Origin of the sequence: Corallococcus macrosporus (assembly GCF_017302985.1) — a bacterium.
Taxonomy (GTDB): Bacteria; Myxococcota; Myxococcia; order Myxococcales; family Myxococcaceae; genus Corallococcus; species Corallococcus macrosporus_A.
In genome coordinates this window covers 3,352,817-3,369,782 of record NZ_JAFIMU010000007.1, presented here as the reverse complement: position 1 = coordinate 3,369,782, position 16,966 = coordinate 3,352,817, and the positions used below count along the sequence as shown (strand labels likewise).

The window sequence follows — 16,966 nt, the reverse complement described above, 5'->3', positions numbered from 1 at the left end:
ACCCCCGCGTCTTCGGAAGGCGGGTGGAGCGCACGCGGGCTCACGGCACGCCACCGTCCGGCAGCTGCCCGTTCACCACGGACAGCGCATCCAGGTCGAAGCCGCCGCTGGTGCCCGCGTAGCCGTTGAGCCCCGTGTCGGTGAGGCGCACGAAGCGGGCGCGGGCGAGCCCCACGTCCGCCAGGTCGAAGCCGTCCCCGCCCGCCACGGCCGGGTCGGTGGGGGACACGCCGTTGTCCGGCGCCGAGTGCACCGGATGCGTCCCGGCACAGCCCGGGAAGCCGCCGTCCTTGTCGGTGGAGGCGCAGGGGAAGTCGAACCAGGTGAGGCCGTCGTCGCTGACGGACACGCTGGCCGTCTCCGCGAAGATGTCGCCGCCCACCTTCTGGAAGGCGTTCTCGAACACGAGCAGGTCCACGCCCGGGCCGTCCACCGCGAACAGGTCGGTGAACTCCAGGGTGATGGAGCCGCCCTTCCCCAGCGACAGCACGTCGAGCGAGCCCGTGTACTGGCCCGCCCCCACCGGAGCCCCGAGCACGACGCCCGGGAAGCGGTCCTGCCCGAAGCCGGCCGCGTCGCCGAAGTGATACGCCGTCACCCGGTCCGCGAACGGATCCACCGGCCGCGAGCCCGCGTCGGCACCGGCATCCGTGTCCGTCCCCGCGTCCACGTCCGCCCCGGCATCGGTGACGCCGGCATCGGACGGACCGGCATCCGCGCGGGTGCCGGCGTCCACGATGTCGGAGCCCGGCGGCGGCGCCGGGTCCGGGTCGCCCGAGCACGCGCCCAGGGTCAGCAGCGCGCCGAGCGCGAGCAACGGGCGCTTCATCACGGAGCCTGCTGGATGCGCACGAGGCGGCGGCCGTTGACGTCCGTCACGCCCACGAGCAGGTCCGAGCCCAGCGACGACAGCAGGTTCACGCTCGTGCACGCGTCCGTGGCGGTGACCACCGGCTCGCGGGTGCCCACGCTGATGGGCTGGTTGCCGCCCAGGCCCGGGGTGAGCGAGAAGCGCGACACGTCGGAGACCTCGAAGGTGAAGGAGGCATTGTAGGCGCCGCGCGCCATCGCCACGCCGCTGCCGAAGCCCGCGGCGGCGTTGAAGTTCGAGCCCACGTCCACCTTCGGCTCGTTCGTGAGCACCACCGGTGTGCGCGAGGCCAGCGCCTCGCCCAGCTTCGCGTAGGCCACGGCATGGGCCACGTTCACGTACGTGTCCGGCAGCGAGTAGCCGAACACCGTGATGTTGTTGCTCGCGATGGCGGAGAAGCCGCTGCCGCCCACCTGCGCCGGGAAGTCCACCACCTTCACCGCGGCGTAGGGCTTGGCGGAGGTCACCAGCGCGTAGACGCCGAAGCCTTCCGACACCGTGTCCAGGCCGCCGCCGTTGATGAGGAACGCGTCCGTGGTGCCCACGGCGGTGTAGTTGTCCGGCGCGTCGAGGTAGTCCGTCGCGTCGCGCCCGGCCGGATCCACCACCGCGACGGAGCCCGGAGCGGGGAAGCCGCTCTTCGTGTAGCCCGCGAGCAGGCGCGTGCCGTCATGGGCCAGGAAGTAGGACGGGAAGGTGCCGGCCGCGTTGGCACGGTCCGCGGGCGCGAGCACCGTGTCGAGCGCCGCGTCCGCCAGTTGCACGTCCGGCCAGGTGCCCAGCGAGAAGACGTCGCGGCCCGTGGCCGTCTGGCGCAGCCCGAAGAGCGAGTACGTGGGGCCGGGCGTGGACACCACCGCGACCACCTCCGTGGACAGGGGCGCGGACTCCGCGACGACGAAGCCCGTCTGGAGCTGGAGCGTGCCCAGCACCGACTCGCGAGGCAGCGGGCCGCAGGAGGCCGTGCCGCCATCCGTACCGGTGCCGCCATCCGTACCGGTGCCGCCATCCGTGCCGGTGCCCGCGTCGGTGTTCGTGCCCGCGTCGGTGTTCGTGCCCGCGTCCGTGCCGGTGCCCGCGTCGGTGTCCGTGCCCGCGTCGTCGCCGCCCGTGGAGACGTCGACCTGGGTGCACGTCTCCTCGACACAGGCCCAGGCCCGGCCCTCCGGGGGCGAGCCCTTGTCGCGGCAGTCGAAGGCGTCCACGCACTCCTCGCCGCAACCCGTACCGCCCAGCACCACCGCCAGCAGGGCGCCCATCAGCGCCGCGCGCTGGCCCTTCGTGCCCATCCGCTTCATGTCGGTCCGCATCGCGTCCTCGCTCCTGGCCCTTCTCCGCACGCAGGCGGACAAGGCCTTCTCCTGGCGGGGGGCGGCACGGACGCGAGGCACCGGACCGCCAGGCGCGTGTCGCGCGCTGGAGGCCTGCCTTCGCCGTCAGCTCCCCTCGGAGGTTCCGGTCTGTAGCCGGGCCCCTCCGTGAGGAGGGGCGCCGGGTCGTCGCCAGGTCTTCGGACTCGCGGGAGCGGGGTTCGTGCGAACGCCGCTCCTGCTCACCGCTGCGGGGCAGTCCCGGACTCACACCGGGTTCCCTGGAAGCCCTCCTACCCCATGGCGGGAAGGCATCGATGACGGGGCGGGACTATGGCGGCCCCGGGGCAAAGTCAATGCGGTGCGGGTTCCACACGCGGCCGCCAGGGCGACCGCGTGGGAATGAAGACGCTTATCGCCCGTCGTGGATGCGGACGAGCCGCGCACCGTTCTTGTCCTGCACCTTGACCAGCAGGTCCGAGCCCATGGGGACCATCATCGAAACCAGGGTGCACTGGTTCGGGAAGGTGAGGACGGGCTCGGGAGCACCCACCGTGACGGTCGCGCCCGCACCCGTCACCGTGAAGGCGTAGCGGGCGATGTCCGTGAAGCCGAAGTCGGGCGGCGTGTCGCCGCCGCGCAGCACCGCGACGCCTTCGCCCATCGCGGAGACGGGGCCCAGGAAGGTGTCCACCTCGGGAGCCTCCGCCACGGCGAACGGCGTCCCCGTGGTGAGCGCCTGTGTCAGCACGGCCGGCGCCACGGCGTGGCCGTGGTAGCGATTGTCCGCCTGGGAGAGGTAGCTGAGCATGGCGACGCCATGGGTGGAGACGCTGATGGCACCCCCGCCGTGGATGTTCGCCGGGAACGTGCCGACCTTCAGGGCGGTGAACGGAGACGCGTCGGTCTTGAGCGCGTAGACGCTCCGCCCCTCGGACACGGTGCCCAGGCCATCGCTGACGGTGAGGAACACGCCGGGCGCGGCGCCCGCGTAGAGGATGTTGGGCGCGGGGAGATACGTGGAGGCGGCCGACGTGGCGAGGTCGTGGACTCCCACCGCCCCGGCCGCGGGTGCAATGCCTCCGCTGGGCCGCATGTAGCCGGTGAGGAGGTGCTGGCCATCCGTCACGAGGGCGCTGGCGATCCACCCAGGGGTCGTGTTCCGGTCCTCGGGAGCGAGCACGTCGAACAGCGGCGTCGCTCCCAGCTCCACCTGGGGCCAGGTGCCCAGCGAATACACCATGGGCGCCTCGCTGGACTGCACCGAGCCACCAATCACCGCGTAGAGCGCATACGTGGGGCCGGGCGTGACGACGATGAAGCCCGAGCTGTTGGCCGGGCCCTGCAGCGCCGCGGACTCGCCAACCACGTAGCCCGTCTGGAGCTGGAGCGTGCCCAGCTTCGGATCATACGTGGCGGTCTCGCACGGGTCGGAGCCCACGTCCGGCCCTGCGTCCGGATCCGTTCCGGCGTCGGTCTCCGTGCCCGCGTCCGTCTGCGTGCCCGCGTCCGTTTCCGTCCCAGCGTCGGTCTGCGTCCCAGCGTCGGTCTGTGTTCCGGCGTCCGTCTGTGTTCCTGCGTCGGTCTGCGTCCCCGCGTCGTCGCCATCGGGGTTGGTGATGGCGACCTGGGTGCACTTCTCCTCGACGCAGGCCCAGGCCTTGCCCGTCGGCGCCGTGCCCTCGTCACGACAGTCGAAGGCGTCCACGCACTCCTCGCCGCAGCCCGTGCTCCCCAGCATCACCGCCAGCAGGGTGCCCAGCAGTCCCGCGCGCTGCGCCTTCTTGCCCATCCACATCGTGTTGCTGTCGCTACGCATCCGCGTCCTCGCTCCTTGCCCGTGAGCCGTGATGGCGCACGGGTATCGGTGGCGAGGAGTAAAGGACAGGGACGCGGAGTCGCCGCCAGCAATTGCGCCGCGGATGGGCGGGACGAGGGTGACCCGGTGTCAGGGGGCCCGCGGCGCGGGTTCCGCGCGGCGGTCACGCATCAGCACGTAGCGCCGCGTGCTGCCGTCCACGACGACGGTGGACACCACGCGCCAGCCCTCCGCGCCCAGGCGCTGGAGCTCCACGAGGTCCTCGTCCGGGCCCTCGCGCTTGAGGAAGGTGTACTCGTACGCGGGAGCCGGCGGAGGCGCGGGCGGAGGCGGCGGTGCCTCCTTCGCGGGCGCCGCCCGGGTGCGCGACGTCTGGGCCCAGACCGCCGAGGGCACGAGGAAGGTGGCGGCCGCGCCGAGCAGGACGCCCAGCAGCACGAGGAGTGAGGCGAGACGACGATTCATGGAGGCACATCCGGGGGAGGGACAGCGCGCATGTAATGCCGCCGCCCCCACCCCGGAAGCCTCGTGCGGCCCGGACTCGCCGTATGGGCGCGCGAAGCCGCCGGGACCGTCCGCTGGAGAACGGCCCCGGCGCTCGCGCGCGCGACTACGGCAACTGCACGCCGTTCACCACCGCGACGGCATCCAGGTCGAAGCCGCCGCTGGTGCCCGCGTAGCCGTTGGCGCCGGAGTCGCGGATGCGCACGAAGCGGGCCCGGGTGAGGCCCACGTCCGCCAGGTCGAAGCCGTCCCCGCCCGCCACGGCCGGGTCGGTGGGCGAGATGCCACTGGCGGAGCTCGAGTACACGGGCGTGACGCCCGCGCAGCCCGGGAAGTTGTTCGTCACGTCCGAGGACGCGCACGGGAACTCGTGCCAGGTGACGCCGTCGTCGCTGACGGCCACCACGCCCGTCTCCGCGAACGGCTTGCCGCTGGGCTTGATGAACGCGTTCTCGAAGACCAGCAGGTCCACGCCCGGCCCGTCCGTCACCGCGATGTCGGTGAACTCCAGGACGATGACGCCGTTGAACCCGAGCGACACCACGTCCAGCGAGCCCGACCCCGCGCCAGCCCCCTGCGGAGCGCCCAGCACGATGCCCGGAAGCTGCGACTGACCGAACCCGGCGCCGGTGCCCGGCGAGAAGGACTCGATGCGGTCCGCGAAAGCGTCGCCCACGAGCGGCTGTGTCTGGAGGGAGTCCTGCATGTCTTCGCCGCCGCAAGCCACGGCGAGCAGCGCGGTGAAGCCCAGCGCGAACGACTTCGGAAGAAGGGTCTTCATGGGTGTCCTCACCGGGCCTGCTGGATGCGCACGAGGCGCGTGCCGTTCTTGTCATCCACGCCGACGAGCAGGTCCGAGCCGAGCGAGGTCAGCCCGGTCACGCGCGTGCACTGATCCGCATAGACGAGGACGGGCTGACGGGCGCCGATGGACACGGTCGCGCCGGCATCCGTCACGGTGAAGGCGAAGCGCGAGACGTCCGTGCCTTCGAAGTTGTAGTTCGGGGGAACGTAGTCACCGCGAAGCACCGACACGCCCTCGCCGTGGCCGGAGGCGGCGACGAAGTTGGAGCCCACCTCGAGCGCGGGCGCGGCCGCCACGTCGAACGGCGTGCCGGAGGAGAGCGCCTGGGCGATGGTCGCGGGGCCCACCGCGCGGCCCTCGTTGAGGAAGGTGTCGTCGGAGTAGTAGCCGAGCATCGCGACGCCGTTGGTGGACACGGCGGTGAAGCCACTGCCGCCCGTCTCCGGAGGGAGCGTGCCCACCTTCAGCGCGCTGAACGTGTCCGTCCTCAACGCGTAGATGCCCAGGCCCGCCGACACCGTGCCGAGCCCACCGCCGTTGACGAGGAACGCGCCCGGCACGACGCCCGCGGAGAAGTTGCTCGGGGCGGAGACGTAGGTGGAGGAGGACGGAGTGGCGCTGTCGTAGACGCCCACGGAGCCGGGGAAGCCACCGCCGGACTTCGTGTAGCCGGTGAGGACGCGCTGACCATCCGTCTCCACGAAGGGGCTGAGGAAGATCGCGGCGGAGGGGCCCCGGTCGGCGGGAGCGGCCACGTCGAACAGCGGCGTCGCGCCCAGCGACACCTGCGGCCACGTGCCCAGCGAGTACAGCGCATGCGGGCCGGTGTAGCCCTCCGACACCACCGTGAAGAGCGAGTACGTGGGGCCGGGCGTCACGCCCACCGGGCCCGCGGCCGTGGGCAGCGGCGCGGACTCACCGGCCACGAAGCCCGTCTGGAGCTGGAGCGTGCCCAGCTTCGGGTCGTAGGTGGCGCTCGCGCACGGATCCGTTCCTGCGTCGGTCTCCGTGCCCGCGTCCGTCTCCGTGCCCGCGTCGGTGGTTGTTCCAGCGTCCGTGCTCGTGCCCGCGTCGGTCGTCGTACCGGCATCGCTGCCCGTGCCCGCGTCCGTCGTCGTCCCAGCGTCCGTGCTCGTGCCCGCGTCGGTCGACGTACCGGCATCGGTGCCCGTGCCCGCGTCGGTGTTCGAGCCCGCGTCGGTGACGGTGCCCGCGTCCGTGGTCGCACCGGCATCGCCACCCGTGCCCGCGTCGGTGTTCGAGCCCGCGTCGCTACCCGTGCCCGCATCAGGCACGGGGTTGGACGTCAGCTCGCAACGGTTCTCGACGCAGACATACCGCTGGCCCTCCGCGGGAGTGCCCTGGTCGCGGCAGTCGAAATCATCGGTGCACTCATCACCGCAACCGGTCGCGGTCAACGCCATCACGAGGGTCGTCAGCACCCACGCGACGTCCTTGAGTCCCCGCCCCGTCATCATCCGCTCTGTCTTCATCCGCGACTGCTCCCTTGCATCGCCCCCACGGGCGAGGTGAATCCAAGGGGCGCTGACGGAGAGCGGACCGCGAACGAGGGACACGTCAGGACACGACACGCCGCGCGAGCGGAAGACCTCCGTCACCTCCCCTCGGAGGCTCCGGTCTGGCCATGCCCGGGGGCATGGGTCGTGGCAGGTCTTCGGACTCACAGGCGAGGGAGACCTTCATCGGGTCACCCACCTACTGGCCGTCGCTTCCCAGCCCATTGAAGGACCAGTGCTTGCGAGGACGGCTTTCGTTCCTGATCACCGCTGCGGGGCAGTCCCGGACTCACACCGGGTTCCCTTTAAACGCCACATCATGCGGATGCGGCGTACCAACGACGCGCGCTGGAGTATGGCGGACGGCAGTCCTTGTCAATGCAACGCTTCAAGGCACCGCGACGATGTCAATGGCGTTGGACACCCCGCGCCGCGCATCCACCGGACACACATCCAACGCCGGGCCCTTCGCCGCCGGAGTGGAATTGCCGCGCCGCTCGACGAGCTGGCCATCGCGCACCTCCACCACGAACACGCGGCCCGCGTTCACGTCCGTGACGTACACGGCATTGCCCACCACCGCGAGCCGCCCGCCCACCGCGAGGTCGCAGCCGTTCTCCGGCCCGCCCGAGCACCCCGGCGACAGCGCATACGACGCCACGGGCTTGTCATCCTTCACCAGCACCAGCCCCGTCGCCCGCACCGCCTTCGCGCGGTAGCCGCCCGCCGTGTCGAACACCGCTTCGCCCAGGCAACTCACCACCAACTGGTCGCCCACGGCCTGCACGTCGCCCGCGTTGAGGCAGTCCTTCGCGCCCAGGTCGATGGCCTTCACACCGCCATCCGCCGGGTCGATGCGCGCGAGCATCCCGGGCCCGTTGGGCAGGTAATCATTCGCGGGGTTCAGGTTGGTGAGCGCCACGTACACGCCCGCGTCCACCGACACCGCCGCGTACGGCAGTGCCATCGTCGTGCCGCCATCGAACGACTTCAGGTCCAGGCCTTTGAGCGAAACAGTGTCCACGAGCCGGGGATGCTCCGGGTCGCTCACGCTGACGCGAGCCACCGCGTTGCCCTGCTTGAAGTCGGAGCCGGCCGTGCCGAACAGCGGGATGTAGAACGTGTCGCCGCGCTTCGTGAGGACCTGCGGGCTGGTGTTCGCGCCCAGGTTCACCTGCCCCACCGTGCGCAATCCCAGCCCACCGCCCTGCGCGGCCCCTTCCCGCTTGAGCACCTGGAGCGTGTTGTTCACCGAGTCGAGGACATACACATACGGAGGGTCCACGAGGATGTCATTGGGCGAAGCCGCCACCGCGCCCAGCGAGTCCTCCTCCACCAGCGTCCCCAGCGCGCCCGCCGGCGCCTGCGACAGCACCGAGCGCGCCGCGTCCGCCGCCAGCACCACGCCATCCCACGCCGCCAGCGCCTGCACGCCCGAGCCGAACTGCCGCCGGGGGCCCATCCGGTCCGTCCCCGCCTGGATGCCGACGAGCTGCCCGTTCGTGTAGCAGGCCGTCACCACGTCATACATGCACCGCCCCTCGTGGCAGGACTGCACGTCCGGGCACACCCTGCCGCAAGCGCCGCAGTGGAGCGGATCATTCGCGAGGACGACGCAGCTGTCCCCGCACCGCTCGGCACCGGCGGAGCAGCCCTCGCGGCAGGTGCGGGACTCGCAGACCTGGCCGGAAGGACACGTGACGCCACAACCGCCACAGTTCAGCGGATCACTCGCGAGCGCGACACACGCGTCACCGCAGACCTCCGTGCCCGGCTGGCAGCCACACACGCCCGCCTGACACGTCTCCCCTGCCCCGCACGCGGTGCCACACGCGCCGCAGTTCGAAGGGTCGCCCTGGAGGTCCACGCATTCCGCGCCGCAGACGCTCAGGCCGGACGTGCACAGGACCTTCTCCTCGGGGCAACCGGTGAGAAGCACCGCGGCAACGGCCGACAGCAGCAGCGCGAGCCGCGCATCAGGGAAGGGACGCGACATGGGAGTCCTCGGAGGCGGAAGGGTCGAGCGCCACGGCGAACGTCACGTAGGCGGCGCGGCCGGGCAGCGGCATGCCGGTGTAGTCAGCGGTCCGCGCGTCGAGCAGGTTCTTCACGTCGAACGACACGGTGAGGTCGGGCTTGTGCAGGAAGGTGCTGGAGGCCCCCACGCTCACCCAGGTGCGCGAAGGCAGCGACAGGCGCGCTTCGCCCACGCGGTTGATCAACTGCGCGGACTGGACGAGCACCTCCGTGCGGCCGTTGAGCCAGTCCGGCCCCACGCGCAGCCGGCCCACCCACTTGTGGCGAGGCCGGTACGGCAGCTCCTTGCCGAAGTAGCGGGGGTCGCCGTAGCGGTTCTGCGTGCGGGTCCACGCATAGCTGCTGGTGGCGGTGAGCCACGCACGAGGCCGGGCCTCCACCTCCAACTCCGCGCCCCACACGCGAGCGGCGGCGAAGTTGTAGGGCTTGGCGAGATTCGGCGGATACAGCTCGTAGGCGATGAGATTCTCGTACACGGCCGCGAAGCCACCGGCCGTGACGCTCCAGGTGTCGCCGTGCCACAGGGCCGCGGCGTCCACGGACAGGGCGCGCTCGGGCTTGAGCTCCGGGTTGGGGAGCATCAGCCCCTGACGGATGTAGAGCTCCAGGAACGAAGGCGCGCGGTGGGACTGGCCCGCGTTGGCGCGCACGCCGAAGCCACGGCCCAGGTCCACGCTCGCGCCCAGCTTGGGCGACAGCAGCGAGTAGTGCCCCACGCGCTCCACGCGCAGCGAAGGCACCAGCTTCACGCGCTCGGAGAACAGGGACAGCTCGTCCATGGCCATGACGCTCGCGCGCCACCACGACGCGGCCTGGCCCCCCACCGCCTGCGTGACGGACTCCGAAGACCCGGCGAGCGTGACGGCGAGCGCGTTCGGCCCCAGCACCGCGCGGCCCTCCACCTCCACGCCGCCCACGGTGTAGTGCTGCGCGCCGGAGTCCACGCCGGTGGTGCCGCCGGTGACGTCCAGCCAGTCGCGGCGGAAGAACCCGCGAGCGCTGCCCTCGCCCGTGTCACCGAAGGGCCGTGCCCAGCGAGCCCCCAGCGACAGGCGCGTCTGGTCCTGACGGCGGGACGCGGTGGGGTTCTGCACGGTGCCCGCGAGCGCGCGGTCCTCCAGCGACAGCTCCGCCAGCACGTCCACGCGTCCGCCACCGTCCAGGCCGTGCCGGTACTTCAGGAGCGCACCACCGCCGCGAGCGTCGTTGCGGGTGCGCACCTCCTGCGTGAGCGGGTTGTCGTCCAGCGCGGGCAGTTCGTCCACGCGGTAGCTGAAGTCCCCTTGCGAGCGGCCACCGTGCAGCAGCACCAGCGCCTGACCGTCGAGCAGCGCGCCCGACGCGGCGACGTGGGCCATCACGGTGTCGAAGCTGCCGTAGGTGACCTCGCCGCTGGAGAGCAGCCGTGAGGAAGGCGCACGGGTGACGAGGTTGACCGCGCCGCCCAGGCCGCCCGCGCCGTAGCGGGCCCCGGCCGCGCCGCGAAGGATCTCCATGCGCTCCAGCAGCGCGACGGGGATGAGCGACAGGTCCGCGACGCCGCCCGCGCCGTTGAGCGGAATGCCATCCAGGAACACGAGCACGCCATTGGACGACGCGCCGCGAACCACCAGGCTCTTGCTCTGGCCATAGCCGCCGGAGTCCTGCACGACGAGGCTCGCGGATCCGCCGAGCAACTCCGCCGTGTCGCGAGCTTCACCCGCGCGTTCGCGGGCATCGATGACGGTGATGGCGCCGGTGGGGTCGCGGCGTTGAGCGGAGTCGACGGGGGCGGAGGGGTCGTCCCTGCCGATGACCTCCACGGTGGGGAGGACGAACTCGGGAAGGGGCGTTTCGCTGGCCTCGGGCGCAGGCGTCTCCTGCCCGGCCCGGGCCAGTCCCTGGAAGCTGAGCACCAGACCCGCGACGGTCCGGGCAAGAAGCGAGCGCCGCATGCTCCGCCTTCCGCTCCCTCCGTCGAAGAGAGAAGGCCTGACGGCAGCACCGCTGCCGCACCCCTGGGCAGGTCTCCTGGCTGACGGGCTCCAGACGTGGGCGCACGCTGCGCCCTTCTGGAAGGAAGCCTCCACCTTCCCCTCGCATCGGGATGCGAAAGTGGTGACAGCCGAGGCTTCCGGCCCTGGACCTCAGGGCAACCCGTACACAGTGGCGGGACCGCGCCGGACTCACACCGGCTTCCCTCTTGAAGGCCCGGCATGGGCACCCAAGGGCCCGGCCGTTCTAGGAGGTCACCCCATGCCCGTCAAGGCGCGGCCCGTGCGGCCACGGCTCACGGAGCCTGCTGGATGCGGACCAGGCGAGCGCCGTTCTTGTCCTGCACGCGCAGGAGCAGGTCCGGCCCGATGGCGGTCATATCGGTCACCTGGGTGCACCGGTCCGGGAAGACGACAATGGGTTGCCGGGCGCCAGCGGTCACGGTCGCACCAGCGTTCGTCACCCTGAGGGCGAAGCGCGAGACGTCGCTGTAATCAAACGCATAGGGGGAGTTGGGCGCTGGGGGACCGATGCGAAGCACCGACACACCCCTGCCGTGCCTCACCACGCGGACGGCAGGTGCCCCCGTGTTCATCACGGGCGCATCCGCCAGGGAGAACGGGATGCCGGAAGTCATGGCCTGGGCGATGGCCGCCGGGGCCACCACGCGGGTGACGAGGTTGAAGGCGGGGTCGTAGTAGCTCACCAGCGCCACGCCGTGAGTGGACACGGAGAGGGAGACACTGCTTCGGTTCTCTGACGGGAACGTCACCACCGTCGTCCGTGTGGGCGGCGCGGTGTCCGTCCTCAGCGCGACGAGGGTCTCACGTTCTCCGGCCTCCCCCTCCCACGGGTATTCCCACGGGGAGTTTCCCAAGGGCCTCGTGGTGAGCAGGAACGCGCCCGGGATGACCCCTGCGGCAGTGAGGTTCGTCAAAGGGATGGAGGTGGAAGCAGCGGGCGCGGCAATGTCATACACCGCCAGGGTTCCCGGGTAGTTCACGCCGGCGATGACGCGCTGTCCATCCGTCTCCACGAAATCGCCGCGGTGGTTGTAGCTGTCAGCAGCGGGCATTTCCAGCAGCGGCGTCACCCCCAATGACAGTTGAGGCCACGTGCCCAGCGAATACAGCGCATGCGGGCCGTTGGGGCTCCCCGACACCAACGTGTAGAGCGAGTACGCGGGGCCAGGAGTGACGCCCAATGGGCCCGTCCCCTCGTGCAGGGGCGCGGACTCAGCGGCCACGAAGCCTTGCTGGAGTTGGAGCGTGCCCAGCTTCGGGTCATACGTCTCCGTTTCGCACGAAGACCCGGCGTCGGAGGTCGTGCCCGCGTCCGCCGCCGTGCCGGCATCGAAGGTCGTGCCGGCATCGAAAGTCGTGCCGGCATCGAAAGCCATGCCCCCGTCGGACGCGGAAGCGGCCGTCAGTCCACACTGTCCGTCGACGCAGACAGTGCGCGGGTTCCAGTCGTTGGAATCCGCGACGTCCCCCTCACCGCAACCCGTGCTGGTCAGTGCCATCGCCAGGGCCGTCAGCACCCAGGCAAACCCCTTGAATCCCTCTCCGGTCTTCATCCGTGGTTGCTCCTGTGCATTGCGCACATGTGGGAAGCGTCATGCGGAGGGGGAATCCGCCACTGCCTGGACCTTCAACGCCGCACCGTACCGATGCGGCACACGGACAGTGCGCGAGGTAGGCATCGAGGAAGTGTTTGTCAATGCGGACCGGGTCGATGCCTCACGGCACCGTGGCGGACGGGCCTCAACCCGAACCGCCTCGATTCCAGACGGTCGCCTCCTCCGAGAGGGAAGCCGCACGGATCCGTGCGGCCTCGGCTCACGGAGCCTGCTGGATGCGGACCAGGCGAGTGCCGTTCTTGTCCTGCACACGCAGGAGCAGATCTGGACCGATGGCATTCATGCCGGTCACCTGGGTGCACCGGTCCGGGAAGACAACGATTGGCTGACGGCTGCCGACGGTCACGGTTGCACCGTTGTTCGTCACGGTGATGGGGAAGCGCGAGACGTCGCTGTCGGTATAGGGGAAGCCCGGCGCGGGAATGGAGCCACGAAGCACCGACATGCCGGCGCCGTGCCCGGCAATGCGGTTGAAGCGCGAACCCACGTTCATCACGGGCGCGTCCGCCAGGGAGAACGGCACGCCGGAAGTGAGCGCCTGGGCAACGGTCGCCGGGGCCACCAGGCGGGCCTTGATGAAGGAGGAGGCCTCGTAATAGCTCACCATCAGTGCGCCGTGAGTGGCCACGGAGACGGAGGCGCTGCGTTGGCTCTCCGCAGGGAACGTCGCCACCGTCGTCTGGGTGAGCGGCGACGTGTCCGTCCTCAACGCGACGAGGGTCTCTGTTTCGCCGGCGCCTCCTGGCGGGTTCCCCAGGGGCCTCGTGGTGAGGAGGAACGCGCCCGGCACGACCGCTGCGGCAGTGAGGGTCGTCAAAGGAATGGAGGTGGAGGCGGAGGGCGCGGCGATGTCATACACGCCCACGGTGCCTGGGAAGTTCACGCCGGTGATGACGTGCTGGCCATCCGTCTGCACGAAGTAACTGCTGTAGTTCGGGAGGCCGGAAGGGCTCATGTCGAGCAGCGGCGCCGAGCCCAACGACAGGAGAGGCCACGTGCCCAGCGAGTACAGCGCATGCGGGCCGTGATAGTTCTCGGACACCAACGTGTAGAGCGAGTACGTAGGGCCGGGCGTCACGCCCACCACGCCGGCCGCCGCGGGTAATGGCACGGACTCACCGGCCACGAAGCCCGGTTGGAGCTGAAGCGTGCCCAGCTTCGGGTCGTACGGGGTGGTTTCGCACGGCCCCGCGTCGAGGTCCCAGCCCGCGTCGATGCTCGTGCCCGCGTCGGACGTGGAAGCGGCCGTCAAGACAGTGTGCGGGTTCCAGTCGTTGGAATCCGCGACGTCCTCCTCACCGCAGCCCGTGCTGGTCAGTGCCATCGCCAGGGTCGTCAGCACCCAGGTAAACCCCTTGAATCCCTCTCCGGTCTTCATCCGTGATTGCTCCTGTGCATTGCGCACATGTGGGAAGCGTCTTGCGGAGGGGGAATCCGCCACTGCCTGGACCTTCAGCGACTGCTTCAACGCCGCACCGGACCGGCGCGGCACACGGACAGTGCGCGAGGTAGGCATCGGGAAAGTGTTTGTCAATGCGGGCCGGAGCAATGCCTCACGGCACCGCGACGAGAGGGGCTGCGCCCGACACCTGGCGCGATGAGCCCATTGCAGGCACACGCACGTGCAAAATGATGCCGAGTAGGGCGTGCCTCCAATTGTCTCCGCACCGCGGAGACAATTCGGCCGCCATCCTTGCCACCGATGCCCCCGGTGCTGACGCGATGCCCCAACTCTCACCGCGCAAGACACGCGCTGGAGCATCCGCGCCCATCCCCGCGCGTGGACGCCGCGCGCACCGCCGCACGGTGCGCTGACTCCACTTCAGAGGCGTACGCCGCTGGCACGCGGACTGCTCAAGCCCCGACGCGACCTCAGGCGGTCGAGCCAGCGAGGTGCCCGGGCCGTGGTGGCGCGGGAGTCTGAAGGGGGAAGCGTGTCGATGCTGATGGCGGGGAAGCGGTTGGCGGTGTTCTCCATCCGCGAGGGCAAGGGCGGGAGCATCTGGGTGCGCGCGGGCAGCGCGTTCGTGAACAAGGACGGCTCGCTCAACGTGCTCCTGGACGTGCTGCCCCTCGACGGGAAGCTGCACGTGCGCGAGGCGGCGGAGAAGCGCGACACGGCGGCGGGCGGACGCTTCGCGGGCGACGCGGGGGTGGAGACGGGCGTGGGGGGCCACTCGTGAAGTGGGCCTGGGCGTGGGTGTTGGGCTGCGTGCTGATGGGGCCGGGGCGTGCGGATGCCGCCAGCCCGCGCATGCAATACGTGGGGGTGGTCAACCTGAATGAAGCCTCGGCGGCACAGTTGGACCTGCTGCCGGGCGTGGGTGAGAAGGCGGCGCAGCGCATCCTCGAGCACCGCAAGAAGCGGCCCTTCGGTCGCGTCGAGGAGCTGGTCCGGGTCAAGGGCTTCGGCAAGAAGAAGTTCCTCAAGCTCAGGGCCCACCTGGCCCTCAGCGGCCCCACGACGCTCAAGGTGGAGCAGGTCCCCGCATCCCCGCCGCCGGGAAGGGAGGGACCCATCACGAACCCATGAAACCCATTGGTTGAGTCAGGCTCATGAGGGCCGCCATTCCCGGGCCCCGGCATGTCCGGGGGTGGCGGCCCTTGCTTCCCGTCCGGCTCAGCGCTCCATCAGCTTGCTGAGGTTCATGTACGAGCACCGGAAGTAGATGAAGAAGATGAGCACCAGCAGCAGCACCAGCTGGAAGTTCTGCACCACGAAGCCGGAGATGCCCACGGCCCCCGTGCGCCGGTTCCATGTGAACGTGGAGGCCTCAATCTCCTGCTTGAAGGACAGCTGCTTGATCTTCGAGGCGCCCTCGAGGGTCAGCGGCTCGGCTTCCACCTTCTTCGACGTCGGAATCACCGAGGACGGAAGCGCCATCGTGCCCCCGAGCGGGTACTGGCCCGAGAACCGGTCCATGCCCTCCACGACCGTGGTCAGCCGGGGGACGTCCAGACGGGCATGGTACTTCAGCCCGCCCGCGACCTTGATGTCCGCCAGGTGCACCTCGATGCGGTCGACGTACTCCTCGTAGACCACCGAGTAATTGATCTTCAGCGTTCCGTCGATGGGCAGCCACGCCACCTTGGACTTGAGGACCACCCCCGCGACCACCTTCGCCGTGCAGGCCCGGATGGGGTCCGTCGGCTTCCACTTGCGCACGGTCCCGCTCAGGTCCTCCACCGTGTTCCACAGCTCCAGCGGCCCGTGCTCCACGCCCAGCAGCGCGCCTTGGAGGTCGCCGAACGCGTTGTTCGTGGCGTCCATCATCAAGCCGTGCAGCCCCTCGCGCTTCGGCCGCTTGTAGTTGTAGCTGAGCGCCGCGTTGCACTTGGTCTTCACATCCACGAAGGACTTGAGCAGGTCCGTCACCCACCCCGTCGGGAAGTACCGGCCCAGGTACTCGCGCGCCAGGTATTTCCCCAGCTCCTCCAGCTTGATGCTGACCTTGGCCCCGCCTCCGTTGGTGGTGACCGAGATCTTCGTCCCGAAGAGCTCGAGGGGAATTGTGGCGCTCGGCGAGCGGATGACGCGACCGTCAGGCAGGACCAACATGATGGACTTCAAGCCTCCTGGAACCGTGCGGCGCCAAGAGCCGCGCTACCGGACAACCAGGAAAACACGGAGGGTTGCCCCCTGGACAGGACCCATCACGCCTGGGGAGCCGCGTCATCCGTCCGCGTCATCGCCGCCCTCCATGGTCCCCGGGCGGGCGTCCCCGTCTTCCTTCCAGCACCCCTTCCGGATTTTGCTGGAACCCCCAGGCCGACGCGCTAGGACACGCCCACCTTTGGAACACAACGGAAAGACAGGGAGGCCGGAGGTGAGGGAGGATGCGCCCATGAAGGACACACAAGCCCCGGAGTCGATGGCAGGCCCGGACGGCAGCAAGTCCCGGGGATCGCAACAGCAGTTGGGCGAGGTGCTGGAGTTCATGCGCCTCTTGTGGGCCGTGGACCATGGCCTGCAGTCCACGTCCAAGCGGATGGAGTCCACGCTGGGGCTCACCGGCCCGCAGCGGCTGGTCATCCGGCTGGTGGGACGCTTCCCGGGCATCACCGCCGGCACGCTCGCCAACATCCTCCACGTGCACCCCAGCACCCTGACCGGGGTGCTCAAGCGCCTGGAGAAGCGTGGCCTGCTGGAGCGCAAGTCGGATCCGCTCGATGGCCGCAAGGCCCTCTTCGCGCTCACCGACTCCGGCCGCGCGCTGGACATCCCGTCGGAAGGCACCGTCGAGTCCGCCGTGCAGCGCGTGCTCGCCCGCATGCCCCGCGACCGCATCGTCTTCACCCAGGAAGTGCTCACCGCGCTCGCCGAGGAGCTGGGCGGCCTCTCCGCGCCCCTGGAGGACGCTCCGGCGGCCTCCCGCTCCACCCCTCCCGCTGAAGGCTGAGCGCGCTCCCCTGCCCTCCCACCGTCCCCAGCGGGCGGGGAGGGCGCGGGTCCCCCTTCCGCGTTGTCCCCAGAACCCTGCCGTCCGCCC

14 protein-coding genes and 3 riboswitches are annotated in these 16,966 nt (G+C 70.3%); of the genes, 3 read left to right on the top strand and 11 right to left on the bottom strand.

Annotated elements, in window-relative coordinates:
* Nucleotides 1-40: 40 nt before the first annotated feature.
* The 10 genes from JYK02_RS26475 to JYK02_RS26430 form a co-directional block, all read right to left on the bottom strand.
* Nucleotides 41-829 carry a cell surface protein gene (locus JYK02_RS26475; RefSeq protein WP_207055002.1) on the bottom strand — a complete coding sequence of 263 codons (789 nt, stop codon included), beginning with the start codon at nucleotides 827-829 and terminating at the stop codon, nucleotides 41-43.
* Entirely contained in the window at nucleotides 829-2,181 is a 1,353-nt protein-coding gene (locus tag JYK02_RS26470; RefSeq protein ID WP_207055000.1) for a hypothetical protein, read from the bottom strand. The genes JYK02_RS26475 and JYK02_RS26470 overlap by 1 nt, the downstream gene beginning before the upstream one ends.
* A gap of 174 nt (nucleotides 2,182-2,355) precedes the next feature.
* A riboswitch (cobalamin riboswitch) is annotated at nucleotides 2,356-2,515 on the bottom strand.
* Between the two features lie 78 nt (nucleotides 2,516-2,593).
* A complete protein-coding gene (locus tag JYK02_RS26465; protein ID WP_207054998.1) occupies nucleotides 2,594-4,000 on the bottom strand; it encodes a hypothetical protein in 1,407 nt (468 codons plus the stop codon).
* Between the two features lie 129 nt (nucleotides 4,001-4,129).
* The gene (locus tag JYK02_RS26460) at nucleotides 4,130-4,465 is read right to left on the bottom strand and encodes a hypothetical protein (RefSeq protein WP_207054996.1); all 336 of its coding nucleotides are present in this window, start codon (nucleotides 4,463-4,465) and stop codon (nucleotides 4,130-4,132) included.
* Between the two features lie 145 nt (nucleotides 4,466-4,610).
* Nucleotides 4,611-5,285, bottom strand: coding sequence for a cell surface protein (locus tag JYK02_RS26455; protein WP_207054994.1), 675 nt, complete (start codon nucleotides 5,283-5,285; stop codon nucleotides 4,611-4,613).
* A gap of 8 nt (nucleotides 5,286-5,293) precedes the next feature.
* Nucleotides 5,294-6,802, bottom strand: a complete 1,509-nt coding sequence (locus tag JYK02_RS26450) for a hypothetical protein (RefSeq protein ID WP_207054993.1) — start codon at nucleotides 6,800-6,802, stop codon at nucleotides 5,294-5,296.
* Nucleotides 6,803-6,958: 156 nt separating this feature from the next.
* Nucleotides 6,959-7,182, bottom strand: a riboswitch (cobalamin riboswitch).
* Nucleotides 7,183-7,214: 32 nt separating this feature from the next.
* Nucleotides 7,215-8,822: an MXAN_6577-like cysteine-rich protein gene (locus JYK02_RS26445; protein WP_207054992.1), complete on the bottom strand. Its 1,608-nt coding sequence runs from the start codon at nucleotides 8,820-8,822 to the stop codon at nucleotides 7,215-7,217.
* On the bottom strand, nucleotides 8,803-10,797 hold the full coding sequence (locus tag JYK02_RS26440; RefSeq protein WP_207054991.1) for a TonB-dependent receptor plug domain-containing protein: 1,995 nt from the start codon (nucleotides 10,795-10,797) through the stop codon (nucleotides 8,803-8,805). Before JYK02_RS26440 ends, JYK02_RS26445 begins: the two co-directional genes overlap by 20 nt.
* A gap of 49 nt (nucleotides 10,798-10,846) precedes the next feature.
* Nucleotides 10,847-11,085: riboswitch (cobalamin riboswitch) on the bottom strand.
* Nucleotides 11,086-11,132: 47 nt separating this feature from the next.
* Entirely contained in the window at nucleotides 11,133-12,413 is a 1,281-nt protein-coding gene (locus JYK02_RS26435) for a hypothetical protein (protein ID WP_207054990.1), read from the bottom strand.
* Nucleotides 12,414-12,675: 262 nt separating this feature from the next.
* On the bottom strand, nucleotides 12,676-13,854 hold the full coding sequence (locus JYK02_RS26430) for a hypothetical protein (protein WP_207054989.1): 1,179 nt from the start codon (nucleotides 13,852-13,854) through the stop codon (nucleotides 12,676-12,678).
* Between the two features lie 562 nt (nucleotides 13,855-14,416).
* Between JYK02_RS26430 and JYK02_RS26425 the strand changes: the two genes are divergently transcribed.
* Together JYK02_RS26425 and JYK02_RS26420 are read left to right on the top strand one after the other, a co-directional pair.
* Nucleotides 14,417-14,659, top strand: a complete 243-nt coding sequence (locus JYK02_RS26425) for a hypothetical protein (protein WP_207055348.1) — start codon at nucleotides 14,417-14,419, stop codon at nucleotides 14,657-14,659.
* A gap of 35 nt (nucleotides 14,660-14,694) precedes the next feature.
* Nucleotides 14,695-15,009, top strand: a complete 315-nt coding sequence (locus tag JYK02_RS26420; RefSeq protein WP_242589253.1) for a helix-hairpin-helix domain-containing protein — start codon at nucleotides 14,695-14,697, stop codon at nucleotides 15,007-15,009.
* Nucleotides 15,010-15,096: 87 nt separating this feature from the next.
* Here JYK02_RS26420 and JYK02_RS26415 read toward each other — a convergent pair whose 3' ends face one another.
* Entirely contained in the window at nucleotides 15,097-16,035 is a 939-nt protein-coding gene (locus JYK02_RS26415; protein WP_207054987.1) for a hypothetical protein, read from the bottom strand.
* Between the two features lie 313 nt (nucleotides 16,036-16,348).
* Here JYK02_RS26415 and JYK02_RS26410 point away from each other — a divergent pair, with 313 nt between their 5' ends.
* A complete protein-coding gene (locus JYK02_RS26410; RefSeq protein ID WP_242589252.1) occupies nucleotides 16,349-16,876 on the top strand; it encodes a MarR family winged helix-turn-helix transcriptional regulator in 528 nt (175 codons plus the stop codon).
* The last annotated feature ends 90 nt before the right edge of the window (nucleotides 16,877-16,966 follow it).

Coding starts and splice junctions, on each gene's coding strand:
- JYK02_RS26475 (WP_207055002.1), bottom strand. CDS start 829: ATGAAGCGCCCGTTGCTCGCGCTCGGCGCGCTGCTGACCCTGGGCGCG.
- JYK02_RS26470 (WP_207055000.1), bottom strand. CDS start 2,181: ATGCGGACCGACATGAAGCGGATGGGCACGAAGGGCCAGCGCGCGGCG.
- JYK02_RS26465 (WP_207054998.1), bottom strand. CDS start 4,000: ATGCGTAGCGACAGCAACACGATGTGGATGGGCAAGAAGGCGCAGCGC.
- JYK02_RS26460 (WP_207054996.1), bottom strand. CDS start 4,465: ATGAATCGTCGTCTCGCCTCACTCCTCGTGCTGCTGGGCGTCCTGCTC.
- JYK02_RS26455 (WP_207054994.1), bottom strand. CDS start 5,285: ATGAAGACCCTTCTTCCGAAGTCGTTCGCGCTGGGCTTCACCGCGCTG.
- JYK02_RS26450 (WP_207054993.1), bottom strand. CDS start 6,802: ATGAAGACAGAGCGGATGATGACGGGGCGGGGACTCAAGGACGTCGCG.
- JYK02_RS26445 (WP_207054992.1), bottom strand. CDS start 8,822: ATGTCGCGTCCCTTCCCTGATGCGCGGCTCGCGCTGCTGCTGTCGGCC.
- JYK02_RS26440 (WP_207054991.1), bottom strand. CDS start 10,797: ATGCGGCGCTCGCTTCTTGCCCGGACCGTCGCGGGTCTGGTGCTCAGC.
- JYK02_RS26435 (WP_207054990.1), bottom strand. CDS start 12,413: ATGAAGACCGGAGAGGGATTCAAGGGGTTTGCCTGGGTGCTGACGGCC.
- JYK02_RS26430 (WP_207054989.1), bottom strand. CDS start 13,854: ATGAAGACCGGAGAGGGATTCAAGGGGTTTACCTGGGTGCTGACGACC.
- JYK02_RS26425 (WP_207055348.1), top strand. CDS start 14,417: ATGCTGATGGCGGGGAAGCGGTTGGCGGTGTTCTCCATCCGCGAGGGC.
- JYK02_RS26420 (WP_242589253.1), top strand. CDS start 14,695: ATGGGGCCGGGGCGTGCGGATGCCGCCAGCCCGCGCATGCAATACGTG.
- JYK02_RS26415 (WP_207054987.1), bottom strand. CDS start 16,035: ATGTTGGTCCTGCCTGACGGTCGCGTCATCCGCTCGCCGAGCGCCACA.
- JYK02_RS26410 (WP_242589252.1), top strand. CDS start 16,349: ATGGCAGGCCCGGACGGCAGCAAGTCCCGGGGATCGCAACAGCAGTTG.